19 protein-coding genes and 1 pseudogene are annotated in these 23499 nt (G+C 71.1%); 8 read left to right on the top strand and 12 right to left on the bottom strand.

What is annotated here, in order from left to right; genetic code table 11:
* Window positions 1–103 precede the first annotated feature (103 nt).
* Both AB0O15_RS17945 and AB0O15_RS17950 read left to right on the top strand, forming a co-directional pair.
* Entirely contained in the window at window positions 104–412 is a 309-nt protein-coding gene (locus AB0O15_RS17945; RefSeq protein ID WP_364319604.1) for a hypothetical protein, read from the top strand.
* On the top strand, window positions 409–750 hold the full coding sequence (locus tag AB0O15_RS17950; protein WP_364319606.1) for a nuclear transport factor 2 family protein: 342 nt from the start codon (window positions 409–411) through the stop codon (window positions 748–750). The genes AB0O15_RS17945 and AB0O15_RS17950 overlap by 4 nt, the downstream gene beginning before the upstream one ends.
* Before the next feature lie 42 nt (window positions 751–792).
* On the opposite strand, the gene AB0O15_RS17955 is transcribed toward AB0O15_RS17950, so the two are convergent.
* From AB0O15_RS17955 to AB0O15_RS17965, 3 genes are all read right to left on the bottom strand, one after another.
* Window positions 793–2055: a CHAT domain-containing protein gene (locus AB0O15_RS17955; protein WP_364319608.1), complete on the bottom strand. Its 1263-nt coding sequence runs from the start codon at window positions 2053–2055 to the stop codon at window positions 793–795.
* Entirely contained in the window at window positions 2045–2437 is a 393-nt protein-coding gene (locus AB0O15_RS17960; protein ID WP_364319610.1) for a hypothetical protein, read from the bottom strand. Before AB0O15_RS17960 ends, AB0O15_RS17955 begins: the two co-directional genes overlap by 11 nt.
* A 121-nt stretch (window positions 2438–2558) precedes the next feature.
* Complete coding sequence (locus AB0O15_RS17965; protein WP_364319612.1) at window positions 2559–3782, bottom strand: alpha-amylase family glycosyl hydrolase; 1224 nt, start codon at window positions 3780–3782, stop codon at window positions 2559–2561.
* Between the two features lie 306 nt (window positions 3783–4088).
* On the opposite strand from AB0O15_RS17965, the gene AB0O15_RS17970 reads away from it, so the two are divergent.
* A complete protein-coding gene (locus AB0O15_RS17970; RefSeq protein ID WP_364319750.1) occupies window positions 4089–6923 on the top strand; it encodes a BTAD domain-containing putative transcriptional regulator in 2835 nt (944 codons plus the stop codon).
* Here AB0O15_RS17970 and AB0O15_RS17975 read toward each other — a convergent pair.
* A pseudogene (locus AB0O15_RS17975) lies at window positions 6890–7201 on the bottom strand (hypothetical protein); the annotation flags it as partial. The gene AB0O15_RS17970 and the pseudogene AB0O15_RS17975 sit on opposite strands and share 34 nt — an antisense overlap.
* Window positions 7198–7323, bottom strand: coding sequence for a hypothetical protein (locus AB0O15_RS17980; RefSeq protein ID WP_364319614.1), 126 nt, complete (start codon window positions 7321–7323; stop codon window positions 7198–7200). The pseudogene AB0O15_RS17975 and the gene AB0O15_RS17980, both read right to left, overlap by 4 nt.
* Window positions 7324–7346: 23 nt before the next feature.
* On the opposite strand from AB0O15_RS17980, the gene AB0O15_RS17985 reads away from it, so the two are divergent.
* Window positions 7347–7844 carry a hypothetical protein gene (locus AB0O15_RS17985; RefSeq protein WP_364319615.1) on the top strand — a complete coding sequence of 166 codons (498 nt, stop codon included), beginning with the start codon at window positions 7347–7349 and terminating at the stop codon, window positions 7842–7844.
* On the opposite strand, the gene AB0O15_RS17990 is transcribed toward AB0O15_RS17985, so the two are convergent.
* The 3 genes from AB0O15_RS17990 to AB0O15_RS18000 form a co-directional block, all read right to left on the bottom strand.
* Window positions 7783–8553, bottom strand: coding sequence for a hypothetical protein (locus AB0O15_RS17990; protein WP_364319617.1), 771 nt, complete (start codon window positions 8551–8553; stop codon window positions 7783–7785). The genes AB0O15_RS17985 and AB0O15_RS17990 overlap by 62 nt on opposite strands.
* Window positions 8554–8579: 26 nt before the next feature.
* Window positions 8580–8990 carry a VOC family protein gene (locus tag AB0O15_RS17995; RefSeq protein WP_364319619.1) on the bottom strand — a complete coding sequence of 137 codons (411 nt, stop codon included), beginning with the start codon at window positions 8988–8990 and terminating at the stop codon, window positions 8580–8582.
* Between the two features lie 116 nt (window positions 8991–9106).
* Window positions 9107–10495: an OFA family MFS transporter gene (locus tag AB0O15_RS18000; RefSeq protein WP_364319751.1), complete on the bottom strand. Its 1389-nt coding sequence runs from the start codon at window positions 10493–10495 to the stop codon at window positions 9107–9109.
* 276 nt (window positions 10496–10771) lie between these two features.
* Between AB0O15_RS18000 and AB0O15_RS18005 the strand changes: the two genes are divergently transcribed.
* The 3 genes from AB0O15_RS18005 to AB0O15_RS18015 all read left to right on the top strand — a co-directional run bounded on the left by AB0O15_RS18005 (window position 10772) and on the right by AB0O15_RS18015 (window position 15140).
* A complete protein-coding gene (locus tag AB0O15_RS18005; RefSeq protein ID WP_364319620.1) occupies window positions 10772–12511 on the top strand; it encodes a sensor domain-containing diguanylate cyclase in 1740 nt (579 codons plus the stop codon).
* A gap of 74 nt (window positions 12512–12585) precedes the next feature.
* The gene (locus tag AB0O15_RS18010; protein WP_364319622.1) at window positions 12586–13599 is read left to right on the top strand and encodes a hypothetical protein; all 1014 of its coding nucleotides are present in this window, start codon (window positions 12586–12588) and stop codon (window positions 13597–13599) included.
* 44 nt (window positions 13600–13643) lie between these two features.
* Window positions 13644–15140 carry a glycoside hydrolase family 9 protein gene (locus AB0O15_RS18015; protein WP_364319624.1) on the top strand — a complete coding sequence of 499 codons (1497 nt, stop codon included), beginning with the start codon at window positions 13644–13646 and terminating at the stop codon, window positions 15138–15140.
* Here the strand turns inward: AB0O15_RS18015 and glnII are convergent.
* From glnII to ppdK, 3 genes are all read right to left on the bottom strand, one after another.
* Window positions 15137–16165: a glutamine synthetase gene (gene glnII, locus AB0O15_RS18020; RefSeq protein WP_364319626.1), complete on the bottom strand. Its 1029-nt coding sequence runs from the start codon at window positions 16163–16165 to the stop codon at window positions 15137–15139. The two genes, AB0O15_RS18015 and glnII, sit on opposite strands and share 4 nt — an antisense overlap.
* A gap of 120 nt (window positions 16166–16285) precedes the next feature.
* The gene (locus AB0O15_RS18025) at window positions 16286–18514 is read right to left on the bottom strand and encodes an EAL domain-containing protein (RefSeq protein WP_364319628.1); all 2229 of its coding nucleotides are present in this window, start codon (window positions 18512–18514) and stop codon (window positions 16286–16288) included.
* Between the two features lie 18 nt (window positions 18515–18532).
* Complete coding sequence (ppdK, locus tag AB0O15_RS18030; protein ID WP_364319629.1) at window positions 18533–21223, bottom strand: pyruvate, phosphate dikinase; 2691 nt, start codon at window positions 21221–21223, stop codon at window positions 18533–18535.
* 181 nt (window positions 21224–21404) lie between these two features.
* Between ppdK and AB0O15_RS18035 the strand changes: the two genes are divergently transcribed.
* Window positions 21405–22601: a cytochrome P450 gene (locus tag AB0O15_RS18035; RefSeq protein ID WP_364319631.1), complete on the top strand. Its 1197-nt coding sequence runs from the start codon at window positions 21405–21407 to the stop codon at window positions 22599–22601.
* Window positions 22602–22696: 95 nt separating this feature from the next.
* On the opposite strand, the gene AB0O15_RS18040 is transcribed toward AB0O15_RS18035, so the two are convergent.
* On the bottom strand, window positions 22697–23392 hold the full coding sequence (locus tag AB0O15_RS18040) for a hypothetical protein (protein ID WP_364319633.1): 696 nt from the start codon (window positions 23390–23392) through the stop codon (window positions 22697–22699).
* Window positions 23393–23499 lie beyond the last annotated feature (107 nt).

Here is a 23499-nt window from a genome sequence, read left to right on the forward strand (position 1 = left end):
AATGTGGACTCAGCTCAGTCCCTCGATCGACCGCTGTCAACCTGTACGGATGGGCACTGTGGATAACGTCTGACGGGCTCCGCGGACCGGGTACGGTCGGCCCATGCGAATTCCCACCGCGGCGATCACCGCAGGCTCCCTCATCGGCGGCTGGCAGCTGGCCCGCCGAACCGGCATCCGCCCCCTGGGCGGCGTGGTCCTGGCCGCGGGCGGCGTCCTGGCCGGCCGCGAGTGGCACCGCAAGACCGGCCCGGCCGTGACAACGGCCCTGGTCACGGCCTATGTGGGCGCCTTCGCCCTGTCCCATCCCCTGGCCCGGCGGATCGGCTCCTGGCCGTCGGTGCTCGCGGTGTCGGCCCTGACCGCGGCGGTGGCCTACGCCGCTTCCGACCGCCGGACCGTGACGCCATGACGCCGATAGCCGAGGCCTTCTCACGTCACGCCTTCAGTGAGGTCTACCCCCACTTGGCCGACGACGTCCGCTGGCGTCTGATCGGCGCGGCCGATGTCGAGGGCCGAGACGCGGTGATCGCCGCCTGCGAAGAGTCGTTGCCCCACCTGGCCGCCCTCAAGACGGAGTTCACCGAGTTCCGGGCCCGCGGCGGCCCCGACTTCGCCGTCGTCGACAGCACCGCAACCTACACCGACCCCGACGGCGCCACGTCCCAGGTCGCGTCGTGCGACCTCTTCACCTTCACCGGCGGCAAGCTGACCGAGATCGTCTCCTACACCGTCGAGCTCCCGCCCTGACCTCACGGCCCGCCACACCCGAGTCATCGGCGCCCCGGGGGTTCAGCTGCTCGGGCGCACCAGCCAGACTTGGGAGGGGTCTACATCCGGCCGGAAGAACATCTGCGGCAGGCCGGCATCGGGATGTCCGGCAGCCCGCAGCCCCTGAACCGCCTGAGCGTAGGCAGTCTGCACCGAGTGGCCGGCCGCGATGCCACCGTAGAACCGAACGGTGAAGGCACGCGCCGCGGCATCGGAGATGGGCCCGGCCATGCCAATGGCCACCTCGGCCGACTGGGCGGCCTGCTCAGCGAACTGGGCCGAGTCGCAGATGTTGAAGAGGATGACCGGTGACACCTCAAGCGTCGAGTGGATGACGCCGATGAGATCACCAGGCGCTACCGGCTTCGGCAGGTTGTTGGGCGTGGAAAGGACAATGCCCTCAGCCGTTCCGTGTCCGCTGAAGTGCACCAGGCGAGGCGCGAAGCGGTTGAGCCGATCGAACAAGTCGGTGACCCGCGTAGCCGGACACAGCTCGAACTGCACAAGGCGCCCGTGCCTGCTGGCGGCGAGCTGTTCCTGAATGTCGTGCATTTCGTGATCCAGCGAGACCTTCTCGTGGCCCTCCGGGTTGGAGGCGAACATGACCGCGATGAGCTTCTCGGGGAGCCCGGCAGCCTGCTCGACGGACGGCTGCAGCGCATCCTTGACCGCGTTGTCGATCGCGTCGGCCGGCAATTGGCGAGTCGACGGTCGGCCAAACGGCAGCGGGGAGGCCTGTGTTGCGCCGGCCCGACGCTGCTCAAGCCCTCGAACCGACTCCACGACCTCACGGACAGCGTCCGTGTTGAGTCGTAGAACCTTCTGCACGGGGTTCATTGATGTGATGACGTACTTGACAGTGCTCGTGAGCTGGCCGCCAACCGTGTTCAGCTGCTCACCCTGACTCGTCAGAATCTCATTGGTCGTTCCTAGTCGTTTGCCGAGATCATCGAGCCCGGAGCGCATGGCGGCGAGCTGTTGCCGGGTCTCGCCCTCCCGCCGGAGGGCCTGGGCGAGCAGAACCTGGATTCCTTCGATGATCTCGGCCTCCGCGGTGACAACTCGGCGGTGCAAGGCATCCGCCTGACTCTGTGCCTGATTGGCGACCTTTTCCAAGCGGTCAATCACGCGGCGGTCGGTGACCGTGACGGCAGCAGCCGCGTATATCGCCTCGTTGACCTTGCTGACGCGCAGGTTCGCGTTCGTTCTGGCCTCATTGGCACGCAGCGCGAGACGATCGTGCTCGACGAGCTTCTCGCCAAGGGTGGCCAAGTCATTGATCACGGTTGTGGTCCTCGAGAACGGCCGCAAATGCCCCGGCCAATCCGTGGGCGAAAACTTCTGCCGCGACCTTGGTCTCAGGCCCAGTCACTTCGAAAGTGACGTTCAGCCGGTCCGCCCCCTGCCGAACTTCGAGAACGATCCTTTTCGTCTCATCACGGCGTCGAGCACGAGCCCAGATCCGCCGTGCCAATCGAGTTACCTCGGCGCGGCCCATAAGAACTGTGACAACGTCGGCCGTGGCACCGAGCGCACCCCCGACAACACCGATAGAGACGAGAACGTCAGCAACCGCTCCGCGGTGCGGCCCGGACACGACGATGTCGAGCTCCTCAAGGTCCGCCCTGAGCTCCCGTGGCACCTCGACATACATTCCCGACGCCATCACAGAAGGATATCGATGGGCGACTCTGTGTCATCGGGATCAGGGCGGAAGTCCAGCAACTGCGCCTTCGGGCGACTCGGCCTCCAGCTTTCGATCACCTAGGGACACAGCGGCGCGGTGATCAGGCGGTGAGCACGGCCCAGCCCCGGGCCGGCAGAGTGACGACGGAGTCGGACAGGGCGCCTTCGCCGGCGGCGAGCGTGGTCGCGTCGGCCGCGGGCAAGGGCACCTGCTCGTCGGCGAGATTCAGGGCCGTGATGACGGCCGCCGTGTCGGTTGCGGTTCGGAGGACCAGCTGGTGGTTGGCCAGGTGGACCACGTCGGTGTGGGCGCGTAGCAGCCACGGGTGCCGGCGGCGGATGGCGATCAAAGCGCGGTGGGTGTTCAGGGTGTTGTTGTCCGGCGGCGGCTGGGGCGGGAACTCGGGGCGGACCGCGTCGTCGCCGCCCTCGCGCTGCTCCTTCACGCCGGTCCAGGCGTATTCGTCGCCGGCGTAGATGCTGGGCACGCCGGCCACCGTGAGCAGGATGGCCACGGCGTGCGGGACCAGGTCGGTGCCGATGGCCGAGGCCAGGCGGGTGACGTCGTGGTTGCCGGTGAAGGTGCTGGGGACGAAGGTGGCCAGCAGGTCGTTGTGCCGCTTCAGGCCGTGGGCGGTCTCGTAGAAGTTGCGGTCGGCGATGCCGTGCCAGATGGCCTGCCACAGTTCGTACTGGGTGAGCGAGTCCATGGTCGAGACGCGGATGATCTCGGGGTAGTCGCCGTGGATCACCTCGCCGCTGAACCAGGCGTCGGGGTGGTCGCGGCGGACCTCGGGCAGGACCCTGGCCCAGAACGCCGGCGGGGTGGCGTAGGCGGCGTCCAGGCGCCAGGCGTCGACACCGCGGTCGAGCCAGTGGTTCATCACCCGGATCGCCAGGTCGGCGACCTCGGGCCGGTCGTGGTCGAGGACGACCAGCGAGTCGTGCCCCTCGAAGACCTGGTCGAGGGCGTAGCGGCGGGCCGCCGGATGCGTACGCCCGACGTGGTTGAAGACGCCGTCGAGCTGGACCCGGACGCCGCGGTCGTGAGCCGCCGCGACGAGCCGGTCGAAGTCGGCCTCGTCGCCCAGGCGCGGATCGATGCGGAAGTGGTCGACCGTGTCGTACCCGTGGGTCTCCGAGGCGAAGATCGGGCCGAGCGCGATGCCGTTGAGGCCGAGCCGGACCACGTGGTCGAGCCACGCCTCGATCCGCCCGAGGCGGTGCACCGGCGTCGAGGCCGGGGCCGCCGGGCGCACGGGCGCGCCGGTGAAGCCCAGCGGGTAGAGATGCCACCACATCACATGGTCGGCCCAAGCATTCATGCCTGAAGAGTAGTCACACCCGATACCCTGTCCCCCTTCTGACGTCTCCCGGGGGCAGGTAGAGGTTTGCGGTTCCGCTTGCTCGGCCCGGTGGAGGTCCTGGCCGGCGACCGTCCCGTCAAGCTGGGCGCGCTCAAGCAGCGACATCTCCTGGCCGCGCTGCTGTTCGACGGCGGGACGCCGGTCACCTTCGACACGCTGATCGACCGGCTCTGGGACGACGAGCCGCCGGCCGACGCGCGGGGAACCCTCTACGGGTACGTCGCCAGGCTGCGCGGGACCCTCAAGCAGGGCGACGCGGTACGGGTGGACCGCTGGCCGGGCGGATATCAGCTGCACGCCCCGCCGGAGTCGGTCGACCTGTTCCGCTTCCGGGCCCTGGTCGAGCGGGCGCGGACGCGGACCGGCGAGCGGGCGGCGCTGCTCGACGAGGCGCTGGGCCTGTGGCGGGGCGAGGCGCTGGGCGGGCTGCCGGGCGGGTGGGCCGCGCGGGCCCGGGAGGGGCTGGAGCGGCAACGGCAGGCGGCGCTGGCCGGCTGGGCCGAGGCGGGCCTGGCCGCGGGACGTGAGAACGACGTGATCGACCGGCTGACCGCCGCGCTGACCGCGGATCCGCTGGCCGAGGCGCTGATCGCGATCCAGCTGCGCGCCTTGCACGCGGCCGGCCGTACCCCGGAAGCCTTGGATCTCTATGCCCGCTCGCGCGAGAAGGTGGCCGGGGAGCTGGGCGCCGAGCCGGGCCGGCTGCTGCGCGAGACGCACACGGCGATCCTGCGGGCGCCCGAGAAGAGGGAACCCGTGCTTCCGCCGGATCTGCCGGACTTCACCGGCCGGCAGGCGGTGGTGGCGACGGCGAGAACGGCGCTGGCCGGGGGTACGAGCGTCGTGGTGATCTCGGGGCCGCCGGGCGCCGGCAAGAGCGCTCTGGCCGTCCACCTCGCGCACCGCCTGGGCGAGGAGTTCCCGGACGGCCGGCTGTTCCTCAACGTCGGCGGGGCCGACCCGCTCAGTCCTCCGGAGGCGGTCAGCCGGGCCCTGCGAGCGCTCGGCGTCACCGACGCCGACGCGCAGGGCAACCCGGACCTGCGGGAACGTGTCGCCCGCTACCGCTCGGAGCTGGCCGGGCGCCGGGTGCTGGTGGTGGTCGACGACGCCGCGACGGCCGTGCAGGTGCAGCCGTTCCTGCCCACCACGCCGGGCTCGGCGCTGCTCGTGACCAGCCGGTCGCGACTGTCCACGCTGCCGTCGGCGGTGCGGGTCGAGCTGGGCGTGCTGTCGGCGGCCGACGCGGAGGCGATGCTGACCCGGATGATCGGGGCCGAGCGGGCGGCCGCCGACCCGGAGCAGACGGCGCGGCTGGCCGACCTGTGCGGGCGGCTGCCGCTGGCCGTCCGGGTGGCGGGCGCCCGGCTGCTGGCCCGTCCGCACTGGACGGTCGCGCAACTGGCCGACCGGCTCAGCGACGAGCGCCGCCGCCTCGACGAGCTGGCCGTGGACGAGCTGGAGGTGCGCGCCGGGCTGGCGGTCAGCTACCGAGGGCTGCGGCCCCGGGCGCAGGAGGCCTTCCGCGCTCTGGGCGCCCTCGACCCGCCCGACCTGACCGCCCTGACCGTGGCGGCGCTGCTCGGCGCCGGCCTGGACGAGGCGGCCGACCTGGTCGAGGAGATCACCGACGCCCGGCTGCTGGACGTGACCGCGGCCGGCGGCTGGATCACCCGCTACCGGATGCACGACCTGGTGCGGCTGTACGCGGCCGAGCTCGCCGAGGCCAGCGCGGACCACGTCGGCCGGGCGGTGACCGCGATGTTGCGGATGGCGGAACGCCTGGCCGAGCCGTTGCCGCTGGCCATTCCCCGGATGTACCGGCCCGACCGGCTGCCCGAGCCGGGTCCGGCCTGGACCGAGGCGCTGGACCGGATCGACCTGGGCGTGTTCTTCGCCGCCGAGGAGCCGGCCCTGGTCGCCGCGGTCGAGCGGGCCGCGGCGCTGGACCTGGACGAACCGGCCTGCGCCCTGGCCGATGCGCTGGTCTTCGCGTCGTTCGCCAAGGTCAACAACTTTGCGGGCTGGACGCGTACCCATGCCGCCGCGGCCGGCGTCGCGGCCCGGACCGGCAATCAGGCCGCTGCCGCGGTGATCGCCTGCGGCATCGCGCAGATGCACTACAAGCAGGACCGGATGCCCGAGTCGCGGGAGCAGTTCGCCGCGGCGGCCGAGCTGTTCGAGGCGGCCGGCAACAACCGCGGGCTGGCCGTGGCGCTGAACGGGCTGGGCACGGTCGGCCGGGAGATGGGCGAGCACCGGGAGGCGTTGCCGCAGATCGAGCGGGCGCTGACCATGCTGGAGGGCTTCGGCGACGACGCGGGCGTGGCGCATGCCCACTACAGCGCCGGGTTCGCGTACCGGGAGCTGGGCGAGGACGCGGCGGCGCTACGACACCTGGAGAAGTCCCGGGACCGCTACCGCGCCTGCGGGCACGAGCGCGGCGAGATGATCGCCATCCGGGGCATCGGGCTGGTGCACCGGGCCCGCGGCGACCTCGACCAGGCGGAACGGTTCTGCGCCGACGCCCACGAGCGGGCCACCACGATCGGTGACCTGCATCTGCTCGCGTACACCGCGCAGGCCCTGGCCAAGGTGTGGATCCGCCGCGGCGAGCCGGACCGGGCCGCCGGGCCGCTGGCCGCCGCGTCGGCCACCGTCACCGCCCACCACGACCAGCTGGGCGCCGCGCTGGTCAAGCGCACGGTCGGCGAGATGCACCTGGCCGCGGGCCGGTTCGGCCGGGCGGCCGAGCAGCTGGACCGGGCCGCGGCCGGGTGGCGGGCGATCGGCCTCGACCTCGGCCACGCCCGCACGCTGCGCGACCTGGGTGCGGCGCGGTGCGCGAGCGGCGACCATGCCGGCGCGCACGCGGCGTGGTCGGCCGCGGCGGCCACGTTCGGCCGGTTCGGCGTACGCGAGCAGGACGAGCTGGCCGCCTGGCGGGCCCGCTGGGGATGTCACTGCGCCCCCGATCAACTGACCGCCGCAGTGTCGTCCGCCGAGCGCAGCACGCGCAGCACGTTGCCACCCGCCAGGGCGGCCAACTCGTCGCCCGGCCAGCCGCGCCCGGACAACTCCGCGGACAACCGCGGGTAACCGGACACGTCGGCCGGCCCGGACGGCATGTCGTCACAGCCGCCGAAGTCACCACCGAGGCCATCGGATCTTGCGGGGCCGACCTTGCAGTTTTCTGGCAGTACTTCCGGCCGGCACGCATCCCCCAGCGGATGGGTGAGTCGCCGCCAGGGAGGAACGATCAAGATCAAGAGCCAGATGTCGTAGCTCGGTGGGTGGCACAGACCGTCGCTCCCGCCGAGGCCGGTCACCCGGCTCCAAGGCCGTGACCGGCCAGAACAGAGCCGCGCACCCTTCATTCGGCGTGAGTGGTCACCCGGAAAACCCCGGCGGCGGCCGCGTGGTTCCACTCGGTACACCGCAGGTGGGCGAGCGCGGCCACCAGGTCCGGCCGGTCCCGGCGCACCTCCACGACCGCCATGGCGCGGACGGTAGCCTTCGGCGGTGGTTTCTTCACGTCGAATTCGAGGCGTCGACGACCTCGGGGCCTGGCTGGTGAAAGGCAACGCCGACCACGTCGACCTGGCCGGGCGTTTCGCCCGGGAGCCGCGGGTGACCCGGTGGTGTGTGCAGCCGAGTTATCGGCTCGGCCTGATGCGGGCGGGCCAGCCGGTGCTGTTCTGGGCCAGCGGCAGCCGGCGGCGTGATCTGGCGTACGGAATCTGGGGTCTTGGTCGTCTGACCGGACCACCCCGGCAGGGCGACGGCTGGGCGATGCCGATGGATCTCGTCGTCGCGGAGCCGGGCGGCCGCCTGCCCCGCGAGGAGTTGCGGGCCGATCCGCGGCTGGCCGGGCTGGAGGTGCTGCGTCAGCCCCAGGGCGCCAACCCGTCGTTCGTGGACGTCGAGGAGTTCGCCGTGATCCGGGAGCTGCTCGGGGTCACGCCGGGCGGCGGAGCAGGCCCCAGGCCAGCAGGACAGGCGCGCCCAGGGTCAGGATGACCAGCACGGCGGCCAGCCCCGAGACCGAGGGGGAATAGCTGATCACGGCGCCCAGCTGGAGGAACGCCGACGAATGCTCGCGGCGCCAGAGGAACGACCAGATGTCGGCGGCGTTCGAGTAGGTCCAGGCGGTCAGGACGGTCAGGATCAGGGCGCCGGCCGCGGGCCACAGGGACGCCGCCGCGCGTTCGACGGTCAGGAACAGGATCACGGCGGTGAGCAGCATCGCCGTCAGGGCGGGCCAGGTGCCGATCAGCAGCGGGCCGGTCCAGGCGAGTTCGTCCAGGTCGGTGAGGACATCGGTCAGGGCCAGGACGACGGGTACGGCGGCCACGATCGCCGCGGGCGCCGCCCGGCGGGAACCGGCGCGGGGCAGGAAGATCAGCCCCACCGCGAAGGCGAGCAGGGCGGGGATCAGGAGCAGGGCGTCGGTGTCGTAGCTGCCCAGCCACGCACCCCGGTCGTCGGCCGGCGGAGCGTACCCCCGGATCGAAAGAAGCTGACCGGCCGACAACAGCAGGAGCGCGGCGGCGACCGACCATCGCAGGGCCGACCGCGGGCCGATCGCGGCGCAGACCGCGGCCCCGAGGAAGGCCACCGCCGCGCACTGCCGGGACATCGTGTCGCCGCCGAGGGCCGCCGTGCCGGCCGCGAGGAGGGCGGCGACGGCGGTGACGAGAGCCGGGATCCGGTACGGGTGCGGGAGCATCGCCCCGCACCGTACCGAACGGGTCGTTACGCCGCTTGCCCGATGTTGACCATCCAGGCCACGCCGAACCGGTCGGTCAGCTGACCGAACTCGTCGCCCCAGACCTGCTTCTCCAGGGGGACCGTGATCGTGCCGCCCTCGCCGAGCGCGGCGAAGTAGCCGGCCAGGCCGTCGTCGGCGCCACCGCTCAGGCTGACCGTGATCGTGGTGCCCGGCGTGAACGGCATGCCGGGCATGATGTCCGAGCACATCAGTGTGTAGCCGGCCGGGGTCTCGAGCTGACCGTGCATGACGCGGTCCTTGACCGCCGCGTCGTCGTTGCCCATGTCACCGAAGGTCATGGCGGTGAACTCGCCGCCGAAGACGCCCTGGTAGAACTCGAGCGCCTGCCGGGCGTCACCGTTGAAGTTGATGTACGGGTTCAGTCGTGAGGTCATGGACCGCACGTTAGAACCCGTACCACCTCACTGGAACAGCTTCGCGGCGGTAATGACCGTCTGGATGATGCCGTACCCCAGAAGCACCGTGACCAGGGCCCACGAGATGATCAGCCTCATGCCGCCACCTCCCTTTCTACCGGCGTGGCCGGCTCGTGGTACTGCTCGGGCACCGGGCGGATCAGCAGGTTGGCGACGAAGCCGACGGCCAGCACCCCGACCATGGTGAACAGGGCCGGACGGTAGGCCTCGGCGGTCAGGGTGCCGGGCTTGCCCTGCGCGTCGAGGAAGCTGTTGACGATCAGCGGCCCGGCGATGCCGGCGGCCGACCAGGCGGTGAGCAGCCGGCCGTGGATGGCGCCGACCTGGAACGTGCCGAACAGGTCGCGCAGGTAGGCCGGCACGGTCGCGAAGCCGCCGCCGTAGAACGACAGGATCACGCCGGCCAGCAGCACGAACAGCGCGGTGGCGGAGTGCCCGGCGACGGCCAGCAGGGCGTACAGGATCATGCCGACGCCCAGGTAGATCATGTAGATGGGCTTGCGGCCGATCAGGTCGGAGGTGGACGACCAGGCGAACCGGCCGGCCATGTTGAACAGCGACAGCACACCGACGAAGCCGGCCGCCGCGGTCACCGCGACCGTGGACGTGCCGTTCTCCCGGAAGAAGTCCTGGATCATCGGGCTGGCCTGCTCGAGGATGCCGATGCCGGCGGTCACGTTGCAGAACAGCACGATCCACAGCAGCCAGAACGAGCGGGTCTTGATCGCGTTCGCGGCCGACACGCTGGCCGTAGTGACCAGCGGCTTCGCCCTGACCGAGGCCGGGTCCCAGCCGTCCGGCCGCCAGCCCTCGGCCGGCACCCGGATGTTGGCGACGCCGAACATCATGATCACGAAGTAGCCGATGCCGAGGGTCAGGAACAGCAGCACCAGGGCGCTGCCGCTGGCCGTGGACGAGGCGACCGACGAGTCGTAGCCGCTGTCGTAGAGACCCAGCAACTGCCGGGACAGCGGGCTGGCGACCAGCGCGCCGCCGCCGAAGCCCATGATGGCCAGGCCGGTGGCCAGGCCGGGCCGGTCGGGGAACCATTTGATCAGGGTGGACACCGGCGAGATGTAACCGATGCCGAGGCCGATGCCGCCGATCACGCCGTACCCGAGATAGAGCAGCCAGAGCTGGCCGGTCCCGATGCCGAGCGCGCCGACCAGGAAGCCCGTCGCCCAGAACGACGCCGACACGAACATGGCTTTGCGCGGCCCGTTCCGCTCGACCCAGGTGCCGCCGATCGCCGCCGACAGGCCGAGCATGACGATCGCGATGCTGAACACGATGCCGATCTCGGTCTGGCTGGCGTCAAAGTGCTTGACCAGTGAGTTCTTGTAGACGCTGGTGGCATAGGCCTGGCCGATGCACAGGTGGACCGAGAGCGCGGCCGGCGGGATCAGCCAACGGCTGAAGCCTGGCGGCGCGACGGACTTCTCTCGGTCGAGCGCGGACAGCACGGACACTGCATCCCCCTCATCGGAGTGCTTCGATCATGGTTGATCGTATGACCGTCTATTCATTGCCGCCATCCACGCAAGGTCATGAACACGGAGACCAAGCGCTCGCTCGATCGGTGTCGGGTCGGCGCCGGCCGGCTCCTCAGGTCCGAAGATGCCCATTTCGCGGGCCCTGCGGCGCCCGCGCCCCGAGAAGGGCCGGCCGCCTCGACGGCCGTCGCTCAGTGAAGTGCTTGCGCTTGCAACTTTCCGCTGATCCTGCCCGATCGGACGCCCGTGACCGACACGATCGAGCGCGGGCCGGGCGGCGGCGAGCGGTTCGGTGGTCACGGCGGCACCGTCCGTCACGGTGGTCACCTTCATCAGGACCCCGGTGACGCTCACCTCCGGTTCGTGGTGGCCGAACAGAAGGGTGTGGGGCGGCTCGTCGGGGAGCACGCCAGGCGACGCCTGATCGGGGTCGTGCTGGTGGTCGTCGTGCTGCTCGCCGGCGGCGGCGCCACCTGGCTGGCCACCGCGGCGTTGAGCAGCGGGCAGCGGCAGCTGGCCGAGCAGTCGATGACCCGGACCGGCGACGACGCCGCGGAGGCGGTGGACGACGAGATGAGCCACTACGCCGACGCGATCGCGGACGTGGCGTCGGGCATCGGAGCCACCGACGATCTGACCGCGACCGACTGGGCCGGGATGACTTCCACCCTGACCGCGGACCGGCTGCCCGGCGCCACCAGCGTCGCGTGGGTGGTGCCGGCCAAGGACCCGGCGGTCGCGGCCACCCAGGCGGAGTGGCGGGCGCGGGGCGCGAAGGGGCTCACGCTCTATCGGACCGGTACCGGCGTCGAGCACCAGTTCGTGATCTACATGAAGTCGTTCACCAGGCTGCCGCCGGCGCCGGGCCGCGACCTGAGCAGCACGCCGGCCACCCGGGAGGCGCTCGACCTGGCCCGGCGCAGTTCGACCCTGGCGGTCGGCGGCGCGCACATCTCGTTGCGGGACCGCCAGCTGCCGGTCTCCGAACAGCAGCTGACGGTGACCATGGCGGTGCCGGTGCTGGACCGGAAGGGGCAGTTCGGGGGTTGGGTGGTGATGGGCGTGCACGGCGTCGACTTCCTCCGGTCGGCGCTGGCCGGCCGCCTCGGCAACGCCGTCAACCTGCAGCTGGTCGACTCGGAGCCGACGGTGGACCGGACGCTCGTCCGCATCGCGGGCGGCGTACCCATGAACGAGCCGACGCTGAACCGCAGCCGCTCCATCGACGTGGGTCAGCGCACCTGGCGCGTCGACCTGCAGCCGACGACCGCCCTGCTCGGGGTGTCGGACCGTCGCCTCAGCTCCTGGACGCCGGTCGCCGGCGGCGCGTTCTCCCTGCTCCTGGCCGTGCTCATCGGGGTGCTGGTGAGCGGGCGGATCCGGGCGACGGACCGGGCCGACCGGGCCACCGCGGCGCTGCGCCAGGACATCGAGCGGCGCCAGGCGGTCGAGGCCGAACTGCGCGAGCGGGAGCTCTCCCAGCTGCGTGAGCTGGCCTTCCACGACCAGCTCACCGGTTTGGCCAACCGCGTCCTGTTCTTCGACCGGGTGATCCACGCGCTGCGCACCCACGCCCGCGACAACGACACGTTCGCGGTGTTCTTCATCGACCTGGACGGCTTCAAGGAGGTCAACGACCAGCTCGGGCACGGCGCCGGGGACGCGGTGCTGCGCGCGACCGCCGACCGGCTCAAGGAGTGCATGCGGGAGAGCGACACCACGGCCCGGTTCGGCGGCGACGAGTTCGCGATGCTCCTGGAACGGCTGGCCGACCCGGCCGACGTGCTCCTGACCGCCGACCGGATGGTGGCCGCGCTGCGGGAGCCGATCCGGATCGGCTCCCGCATGGTGTCGGTCACGGCCAGCATCGGTATCGCGCTGAACCGGCCGGGCGACGACGCCGACGCCATCCTGCGCGCCGCCGACCTGGCCATGTACGAGGCGAAGACGAGCGGCAAGTCCCGACATGTCCTGTCGGGTTCCTGACGCTGCCGTAACGTTATCGATCCTGGCCGAAACGGGACTGCGCGGCCGATCGCCGATCGCCCATAATTTTCGCCGTGACTGAGCAGTATTACGGACCGCCTGGACCTCCTGGACCCCCGGGACCTCCCGGGCCGCCCTTCCAGCCCCCGGGTGACGGCGCCGCCTTCGCCCCACCTCCGCCGCCCAAGAAAAGCAAGAAGAAGGTCTGGATCGCGGGTGCCGCGGTCGGCGCACTCCTGGTCGCGGGCTGCTGCGCCGGTGGCGCGCTGATCGTCCGCAACCAGGGTGACGACAAGGGCGGTTCGGGCAGCGGCAAGGCGGTGTCCGCCGCCGACTACGCCAAGACACTCGGCGAGGTCGACTCCTCGCTGAAGGACCCGTTCGCCAAGATGGCGACGGGTGACAAGGCGTCGTACGCGACGTCGGCCTCCGGGCTGCGCGCGGGCGCCGACAAGCTCGACGCGATCGTGCCGCCGACGACGGCCTCCGGCGCTCACGTCACGCTGGTGACCGCGCTGCGCGGGCTGGCCGACGACGCCGAAGACGCGGCGACCGCCAAGCCGAAGTGTCCCGCGGCGTCCCCGGTGACCGAGTTGCTGGGCTCGGACGCCGCCGACGACATCCGCGAGCAGTCCAAGACGCTGGCCACCCGCGACGCCACGTTCAAGGTCGGCTCGTTCCTCCCGGCCAAGCCCAAGGAGCAGAACCGCCGCCTGAACACGGGCACGTTCGTCACCAAGAAGGCCGGCAACGGCTCGGGTGACCTGGTGATCGAGAACGGCTCCGGCGACACCACGGTCAGCCTGGTGCCCAAGGGCACGAAGAAGCCGAACTTCACCGTGTACGTGCGCGGCAACGCCAAGCACACGGTCAAGAACATCAAGAACGGCAACTACGAGATCTTCGCGGCGGCCGGCAAGGACTGGGACGCGGGCAAGAAGGGCTTCACCCGCGACTGCTCGTTCACCAAGTTCGACGACGAGTTCAAGATGGAACCCGGCGTCATCTGGACGATCACCCTGACCCAGGTCGTCGGCGGCAACGCCTCGACCACCGACGTCGACCCGGGGGCCTTCCCGACGGAGTGACCGTCGGGCTCCCGGCCCGAGCCTGCTTGGGCCAGACTGGGCCGATGTCAGGACGACCGTCGATCCGGGTCAATCAGGTCGGTTATCTGCCCGGCGGGCCACAGCACGCCACGTGGGTCACCGCTGAGGTCGCGCCGCGGCCCTTCGTGGTGTTCGACGCGGCCGGCGCGCAACGAGGGGCGGGCCGTTCCGAGCCTTGGCCGGAGCGGCCCGAACCCACGTCGGGCCTGACCGTGCACGTTCTCGATCTCGGCGGTCTGCCGCCGGGCGACGGCTTCCGGGTGGTGGCCGGCGACGACCGCAGCCACCCCTTCCGGGTCGCGGCCGGGCTCTACGACGAGCTGAGCCGTGACGCGGTAGAGCTGTTCACCCGGCTGCGGTGCCGGCACGCGGGGGACGTCGCCGTGCCGGGCTGGACCGGGCCGGACGCCGAGCGGCTCTACCCGGGGTGGCGGCCGGACGGGGTCTTCGACGTCTCCGGTGGGTGGTATGACGCCGGGGACTACGGCAAGTACGTGGTCAGCGGCGCCATCGCGCTCTGGCAGCTGCTCGATCTCGCCCGGCTGCTGAAGGCGCGCGGCCGTGACGCGAGCGTGGTGGTGGACGAGTGCCGGTTTCAGCTCGACTGGCTGCTACGGATGCAGGTTCCGCCCGGCCATCAGTACGCGGGGATGGCGTTCCACCGGGTCCACGGCACCGAGTGGTCGCCGATCCCGGGGCGGCCCGAGGACGACCCGACCACCCGCGTCCTGCACCGGCCGTCCACGGCGGCCACGCTTCATCTGGCCGCCGTCAGTCTCAAAGCGTCGCGAGTGCTGGACGACGCCGCGCTGGTCGATGTGGCCCGGACCGCCTGGCGGGCGGCGAAACAGCACCCGGACCTGATCGCCCCGGACGACGAGGGACGGTTCGGGGGCGGGCCGTACGGGGATCCCGACCTCACCGACGACGAGGTGTGGGCGACCGCCGAATGGGGGCTGCCGGTGACCATCCCGCCGCCCGCGGACCTCGACGGCTTCGACTTCGACCGGGTCACGATCCCGGCGCTGCTGGACTCGGGCCAGGATCTCCGGCCGCCGGCCGACCGCCTGCTGGAGCTCCAGGCCGGCCAGCCGTGGGGCCAGCCCTACGCGCCGGAGCAGGGCTGGCACTGGGGGTCGAACGGCCGGATCCTGAACAACCTGGTCGTGCTGGCGCGGGCGCACGAGCAGACCGGCGACCGCCGCTACCGGGACGGTGTCGTGTCCGGCGCCGACTACCTGTTCGGCCGCAACGCGCTCGGACAGTGCTACGTCACCGGCTACGGCACCGACGCGACCCGGCACCTGCGTACCCGGCAATTCTCGACGATCCCGCCCGGCGCGCTGGCCGGGGGCGCCAACTCGATCCCCACGCCCGGGTTCCCGAGCGACCCCCGGCTCGACGGCCGGCCGCCGCAGTGCCACTACCTGGACGAGGACACCTCGGAGACGACCAACGACATCTGCATCCGGTGGAACGCGCCGCTGGCCTACATCACGGCGTACCTGAGCGACGGCTAGACCTGACCGGCCTTCTCCAGCGCGGCGCAGCAGGTGTCGGTGATCAGCCGCGTCACGGTGTAGGGGTCGACGTTGGCGTTCGGGCGGCGGTCCTCGATGTAGCCCTTGCCGTCCTTCTCGACCTGCCACGGGATGCGCACCGAGGCGCCACGGTCCGAGACGCCGTAGCTGTACTCGTTCCACGGGGCGGTCTCGTGCAGCCCGGTCAGCCGGTCGTCGATGCCGGCGCCGTAGTTCTTGACGTGGTCCATCGGCTTGGAGCCCTCACCGAGGGCCTCGCACGCGCCGATGATCGCCTCGTAGCCTTCGCGCATCGCCTTGGTCGAGAAGTTGGTGTGCGCGCCGGCGCCGTTCCAGTCGCCCTTCACCGGCTTCGGGTCGAGGGTGGCCGAGACGTTGAAGTCCTCGGCCGTGCGGTAGAGCAGCCACCGGGCGACCCAGAGCTGGTCGGCGACGGCCAGCGGCGCCAGCGGGCCGACCTGGAACTCCCACTGGCCGGGCATGACCTCGGCGTTGATGCCGGAGATGCTCAGGCCGGCCTTGAGGCAGTTGTCGAGGTGGGCCTCGACGATGTCCCGGCCGAAGATCTCGTCGGCGCCGACACCGCAGTAGTAGCCGCCCTGCGGGGCCGGGAACCCGCCGGCCGGGAAGCCGAGCGGGCGGGCGCCGTCGAAGAAGGTGTATTCCTGCTCGATGCCGAACAGCGGCTCCTGTGCGGCGAACCGCTCGGCGACACCGGCCAGGACGGCGCGGGTGTTCGACTCGTGCGGCGTCATGTCGATGTTGAGGACCTCGCACAGCACCAGCACGTGGTCCGCGCCGCGGATCGGGTCGGGACAGGTGAAGACCGGCTTGAGCACGCGGTCGGAGGAGTGACCCACGGCCTGGTTGGTCGAGGACCCGTCGAAGCCCCAGATGGGCAGGTCGGCGCCCTTCTCGTGGTCCTCCAGAATCTTCGTCTTGGAACGGAGCTTGGCCGTCGGCTGGGTGCCGTCGATCCAGATGTATTCAGCCTTGAAGCTCACGATCCACATCCTCCAGGTACGCCGTACTGACGCCGGAAGCGTGCCAATGCGCCATTTCTCGCCCGTTGCCCGTGTGTGAACCGGAGGTTACCGGCGGTGTGTCAGGTGTCACCCGGTAACTCACACGCTGACCGGATCGACCACCAGGGAGGTGAGCGAGCCGAGCGGCGCCGGGTAGCCGTACAGGAAGCCCTGGCCGAACGGGCAGCCCAGCTCGAGCAGCATGGCCGCCTGGGCCGGGTCCTCGATGCCCTCGGCCACCGCGGTCAGGCCGATCGCGCCGAACAGCTGCCACAGCGTGCCGACGATCCGGACGGCGGCCGGGTCGCGGGCGATGTCCTGCACGTAGGTACGGTCGATCTTGACGATGTCGGCCGGGAACAGGTGCAGGTAGCGCAGCGACGCGTAGCCGGTGCCGAAGTCGTCGATGGCGATCCGGACGCCGGTGGCCCGGAGCTGCGCGAGGGTGCCGATCACCTCGGACTCGTCGGCGAGCGCGTTCTCGGTCACCTCGAGCACGAGTTGCTGGGGGCGCAGGCCGGCCTCGGCCAGGGTGGCGATGACCATCGCGGTGAACTCGGGGTCGAGCATCTGCAGCGGCGAGACGTTGACCGACAGGTACGCGTCCCGCGCGCCCGGCCACGCCGCGAACTCGGCGCAAGCCCGGCGCAGCATGAACATGCCCAGCTCACCGATGAGCGCCGCCCGCTCGGCGACCGGGATGAACACCTCGGGCGCGACCGGTCCCAGGCCGGGGTGGTCCCAGCGGGCCAGCGCCTCGACGCCGACGACCCGGTGGTCGGCCAGCCCGACGATCGGCTGGTAGGCGAGGTGCAGCGACCGGTCGGCCAGGGCCTGGCCCAGCTCGGCGCGCCACATCATCTCGCGGTCGAAGCCCTGACGCATGGACAGCTCGAACATGGCGTACGTGTTCTTGCCCTGGCCCTTGGCCGCGTACATCGCGAGGTCGACGTTCTTGCGCAGGTCCTCGGGCCGGGTGCCCTCGGGGCCGGCCGCGACCGCGATGCCCACGCTGGCGCTGACCCGGACCATGCGCGAGCCGACCTCGAACGGCTCGCGCAGCGCGTACAACAGCCTCTCGGCCTGGGCCTCGAGCCCGTCGACCTGGCCGGTGAGCACGGCGAACTCGTCGCCGCCGAGCCGCGCGACGGTGTCCTCGGCGGTGGAGCAGGCGGCCAGCCGGTCGCCGACGGTCCGCAGCACGATGTCGCCGGCGTCGTGCCCGAGCGAGTCGTTGATCATCTTGAAGTCGTCGAGGTCGAGGTAGACGATCGCGGCGGGCCGGCCGGACGACAGGGCCTGGTCCAGCCTCTCGTTGAACAGCGCGCGGTTGCCGAGCCCGGTCAGCGGGTCGTGGTACGCCTGGTGCCGCAGCCGCCGGGTGAGCGCCGAGTTGTGCAGCAGCGTGGAGAGCTGCCGGAGCAGAATCAGGACCAGACCGGCCAGCATGGGTACGGCCACCGCCGCGTCCGAGGTCACGCCGGCCGGCACCTGTCCGACGGCCACGGCGGCGGCGAGCCCGAACGGCACGTACGGCAGCATGATCTGGAGCCGGTTCATCACGCCGGTCTCGTCGAAGACCATCGGCTGCCGGGCCGCCGCCCAGCCGGCCGCGCCGAACGCCGCGAAGCAGAGGAAGAAGCCGGCGTCGGTGGGCTGCCCGGTGTAGTAGGTACCGGCCGAGGTGTCCAGGGCGAACATGGTGTCCGAGGTGGCCAGGCCGGCCAGGCCGATGATCAGCAGCAGGCCGACGCCGCGTCCGCCGCGCCGGGTCCGGGCCGCGATCAGCACGGCCATGGTGACCAGCACGATGTCGCTGACCGGGTAGGCCAGCGACACCACGAACGCGAAGGCCGAGTCGGCGCCGGCCTCCCAGACCGACCGGAGCGTGACCGCCCAGGCGATCGCGAACAGCGCGCAGCCGGCGATCAGGCCGTCGAGCAGCACGGTGAGCCGGGAGCCGACCGTGGTCCAGCCCGAGATCAGGAACAGGCCGGCCGCGGCGAGCACCGGGAACAGCAGGTAGCCCAGGTCGGCCCAGGAGGGGAACAGCACCTCGGCGTGGGCGATCAGCTCGTTGTACGACCAGTAGAAGTTGCCCAGGCCCCAGCTCGCGAGGCCGGCGGCGATCAGGCCCCAGCCGCCCCGGGCGAGGCCGATCGCCCGCCGGGCGGCCAGGGAGCACAGCACCGCCGCCACGCAGGCGAGGGTGCTGCTGGCCAGCTGGGTGTAGGGGGCGGCGGCGGTGTGGGCGAGCAGGATGATCGGCACGCCGGTCGCGAGACTGATCGCGACCAGCGTGGCCACCTGCCGCTGCCGAAGTAGCACGGCTGAGTGATCGGCCGATCACCCGGTGACTTGAGCGGGAAGGGCGGCCCGACCCGCTTCCAGCCGGGCGACCGGGACGCGGAACGGCGAACAGGACACGTAGTCCAGCCCGACCTCGTGGAAGAAGTGCACCGACTCGGGGTCGCCGCCGTGCTCGCCGCAGACGCCCAGCTTGAGGTCGGGACGGGTGGCCCGGCCCTCCTCGCTGGCGATGCGGACGAGCCGGCCGACCCCCTCGCGGTCGATCGACTCGAACGGGCTGATGCCGAAGATGCCCAGTTCCAGGTAGCGCCAGAAGAACGCGCCCTCGACGTCGTCGCGGGAGAAGCCCCAGCCCATCTGGGTGAGGTCGTTGGTGCCGAAGGAGAAGAAGTCGGCCGCCTCGGCGATCTGCCCGGCGGTCAGTGCGGCTCGCGGCACCTCGATCATCGTGCCGATGGCGATCTCGACGCCGGAGTCGCCGACCACCTCGGCGATGATCTTCTCCGCCTCCGCGCGGACCGTCTCGAGCTCCTGCACCGCGCCGACCAGCGGGACCATGATCTCGGGGCGCGGCCGGCCGCCCTCCTGGGCGAGCGCGACGGCGGCCTCGGCGATGGCACGCACCTGCATCCCGAACAGCCCCGGCACCACCAGCCCCAGGCGCACCCCCCGCATGCCCAGCATCGGGTTCGACTCGTGCATCCGGCGCACCGCGGCGAGCATCTTCTCGGACCGCTTGGCGCTCTCGCCGCGCTCCTTGGCCACCGCGACGTGTACGGCCAGATCTTCCAGCGACGGCAGGAACTCGTGCAGCGGCGGGTCGATCAGCCGCACCGTGACCGGCAGGCCGTTCATCTCGCGGAACAGCTCGAGGAAGTCGGCCCGTTGCAGCGGCTTGAGCGCGTCCAGCGCCGCCTGCCGCTCCTTGTCCCCCTCGGCCAGGATCAGCCGCTCGACCAGCTCGCGGCGATCGCCCAGGAACATGTGCTCGGTGCGGCACAGTCCGACGCCCTGGGCGCCGAAACGGCGGGCGCGGGCGGCGTCGGGGCCGGTGTCGGCGTTGGTCCGCACGGCCAGCCGGCGCCGCTCGTCCGCGTGCGTCATCAGCCGGTGCACCGCCGCGACCAGCGGCTCGTTGGCCAGCGCGGGGTCGAGGTCGCCTTCGAAGTACTGCACGACCTCGGACGGCCGGACCGGCACCTCGCCCAGGTAGACGCGGCCGGTGGTGCCGTCGATCGAGATCACGTCACCCTCGTTCACGGTGTGCCCGCTCACCGAGAACGCGGACGGCGACACCTCGAGCTGGTCAGCGCCGCAGACGCAGGTCTTGCCCATGCCGCGGGCCACCACGGCGGCGTGGCTGGTCTTGCCGCCGCGCGAGGTGAGGATGCCCTGGGCGGCGATCATGCCGGGCAGGTCGTCGGGGTTGGTCTCCCGGCGGACCAGAATCACGTCCTTGCCCTGGGCCGCCAGCTCGGTCGCCCGCTCCGCGGTGAAGACCACCTCGCCGTACGCCGCTCCGGGCGACGCCCCGACCCCCTTGGTCAGCACCTCGGGGTCGCCGGCCAGGTCGAAGCGCGGGAACATCAGCTGGGCCAGCTGGGCGCCGGTGACCCGCCGCAGCGCCTCGTCGAGGTCGATCACACCCTCGTCGATGAGCTGCGCGGCGATGGTGAACGCGGCCGCCGCCGTGCGCTTGCCGACCCGGGTCTGGAGCATCCACAGCTTGCCGCGCTCGATGGTGAACTCGATGTCGCACAGGTCGTGGTAGTGGCCCTCGAGGGTGGCCATGATGCCGAGCAGCTCGTCGTACGACTTCTTGTCGAGCCCTTCGAGATCTTGCAGCGGGACCGTGTTGCGGATGCCGGCGACCACGTCCTCGCCCTGGGCGTTCTGCAGGTAGTCGCCGTAGATGCCCTGCTCGCCGGTGGCCGGGTCGCGGGTGAAGGCGACGCCGGTGCCGGAGCCGGCGCCGAGGTTGCCGAAGACCATCGCCACCACGTTGACCGCGGTGCCCAGGTCGGCCGGGATGCGCTCCTGGCGGCGGTACAGGACGGCCCGGGGCGCGTTCCACGACTGGAAGACCGCGGCGATGGCCCGGTCCATCTGCTCGCGCGGGTCCTGCGGGAAGTCGTCGCCGGTGTGCTTGGCGAACACGTCCTTGTACGCGCCGACCAGCGCCTTCAGGTCGTCGGCCTCCAGGTCGGTGTCGTCGCGTACGCCCTTGGCCGACTTGGCGTTGTGCAGCGCCTGCTCGAACTCGTCGCCGGGCACCTCGCACACGGTCTTGCCGAACATCTGGATCAGCCGGCGGTAGGAGTCCCAGGCGAACCGGTCGTCGCCGCCGGCCTGGGCGCTGAGCCCGGCCACGGACTCGTCGTTGAGGCCGACGTTGAGGACGGTCTCCATCATGCCGGGCATGGAGAACTTGGCGCCCGACCGCACCGAGACGAGCAGCGGATCGGCCGGGTCGCCGAGCCGCTTGCCCATCGCCTCCTCGAGCTTTTCCAGATGCGAGGTGATCTCTTCCTCGAGCCCGTCGACATGGGCCCCGGAAGCCAGATATTGCTGACAGGCCACCGTGGTGATGGTGAACCCGGCGGGCACGGGCAGCCCCAGATTCGTCATTTCCGCCAGGTTGGCGCCCTTACCACCCAGCAGATCCTTCAGGTCCTTGTTGCCCTCGGCGAAGTCGTAGACGAACTTGTCGGCTCCCTTGCCTTCCATGCGAACGCACCTCCGGGTTTCGATTACCCCGGCGCGGTCGGTTTCACGCCCCGGGAACCGAAGGCTAGGTGACCTTCCGGCCGACGAATACCAGCCCGTGCGGAATTCCACAGGTGTGAGATTCAAGGTGCACGGAATGCGCTCTCTTCGCGCACCAACGAGCACGGTTAGGCTTTGCCGGGTGACCGCCATTGTGGAGACTCCGGAGACCGCGCGCCTGCTCGACGAGCTGACCACGCCGATCGGCCGGGACGATCCCTATCCCCGGTACGACCGGCTTCGCGAGATCTCCCGGCTGATCCGGGCCGAGGACGGCGCGCTCGTCGTGACCGGGTACGACGAATGCCAGACCGTGGTCCGCGACAGCCGGCTCGGCCACTTCCCCACGGACATGCTCGGGCTCGCCGGCCTGGCCGACTGGGCCGACCACCCCGGCACCTACATGCTGTTCACCAGCCTGGTGACGCTCAACCCGCCCGATCACACCCGGCTGCGGCGGCTGGTCAGCTCGGCGTTCACCGCCCGGCGGGTGGCGGCGCTGCGCCCGTCGATCGAGCGGATGGTCGACGACCTGCTGGCCGACCTGGCCGGTGCCGGCGACTTCATCGACCGGTTCGCGTTCCCGTTGCCGGTCAACGTGATCGGCGAGCTGCTGGGCATCCCGGCGGCCGACCGGGCCCAGTTCCAGTCGCTCATCCGGGACTGGTCACAGGTGCTCGAGACGGTCGAGCCTTCCGCTTTGGAAAAGGCCGACCCGGCCGCGGCGACGCTGCGCGACTACCTGACCGGGCTGGTCGCCGAGCGCCGCAAGGACCCGCGCGACGACCTGATCAGCGCGCTGGTCGCGGTCGAGGCCGACGGTGACCGGCTGACCGAGGACGAGTTGCTGACCATGGTGGCGTTCCTGTTCGCGGCCGGCTTCGAGACGACCACCAACCTGCTGGCCAACGGGCTGGTCGCGCTGCTGGCCAACCCGGGCGCGACGATCGCCGACCCGGGGCTCGCGGCCGAGGAGCTGCTGCGCTGGGACAGTCCGGTCCAGCTGGTCTCGCGTGTGGTCTACGAGCCGGTCGAGATGGCCGGCCTGACCATCGAGCCGGGCGAGCGGGTGGTCGCCTATCTCGGCGCCGGCAATCGAGACGCCGCGCGGTTCGACCACCCCAACACCCTTGATCTTCGGCGTACGGACAACAGCCCGCTGTCGTTCGGCGGCGGCATCCATTACTGCGTGGGTGCTCCCCTGGCCCGCCTCGAAGCGCAGATCGCCTTTCCCGCGCTGCGTTCCGCCTACCCGAATTTGGCGCTGACCGCCGAGCCGACGCGGCGGAACAGTCTGACCTTGCGGGGATACACCGAGATGCCGGTCGCCACAAACTAGCTCAGCTCGACAAAATAAGGCGCCGCTGCGAATTCCACGGGGGAAGAACTCGCAACGGCGTTGGAGCCACGTTAGACCACTCGGTTCGGCGCTGTCTATCCCACCCGGTTCAGGACTGTGCCGAGGAGTTTCTTCCAGTCGGTGTCGAACTGCGGCGAGCCGCTGGCGTTGCCCAGCCGGTAGACCGCGTACCCCTCCACGACCAGCACATTCGACTTGCTGACGACGGACACCGCGACATCGGCGGTGCCCGGGTGCTTCGCCTCGTACACCTTGTGCCGGGTGATCACGAACCCGGACCAGCCGCCCTCGTTGATGTCCTGGGTCTTGGCCGTCTCGGTGTACGCCGGCTCGTTGCGGTCGGCGGTGGTCTGGTGGCCCTGGCTGACCGTGGCCGGGCACTTGTCGGCGACCGCCCGCAGCGACGCGAGGGCGGCCTGGGCGCCGGTGGCGTCCCCGTACACCAGCGCGGTCTGGTTGAGGGTCTGCGCGCCCTTCGTGCCCTCGTCGGCCAGCGGCGCGCTGACCACCTCGGCCCCCGGCGGCACCGGCGGCGCCGTGGCCGCCCCGCCGCAGAGCGGAACCAGCCGCTGCGCGTCGGTCGACGCCTCGGGCGCCGCCCACGACCCGCCGACATCACTGGCCTGCAGCAACGCCCCCCGCATGGTGGTCACGCTGATGGTCCCGCCGTCCGGCTGGTCCGGTCCGTCGTCCGACGAGTCACATCCGGCGGCCAGCGCAACCACGCAGAGTGCTGCGGCGGCTACCCTGCCGATCTTGGGCTCGAGCATCCGGCCATGCTAATCGGTGCCGAGGTCGAAGTCGGCGGCCGTGCTGCGCACGAACAGGTTCAGGGACACCGGCGCCGAGGTCAGTTCCTGGTCGCCGTCGTGGAGCG

Source organism: Actinoplanes sp. NPDC089786, assembly GCF_040684855.1.
Classification (GTDB): domain Bacteria; phylum Actinomycetota; class Actinomycetes; order Mycobacteriales; family Micromonosporaceae; genus Actinoplanes.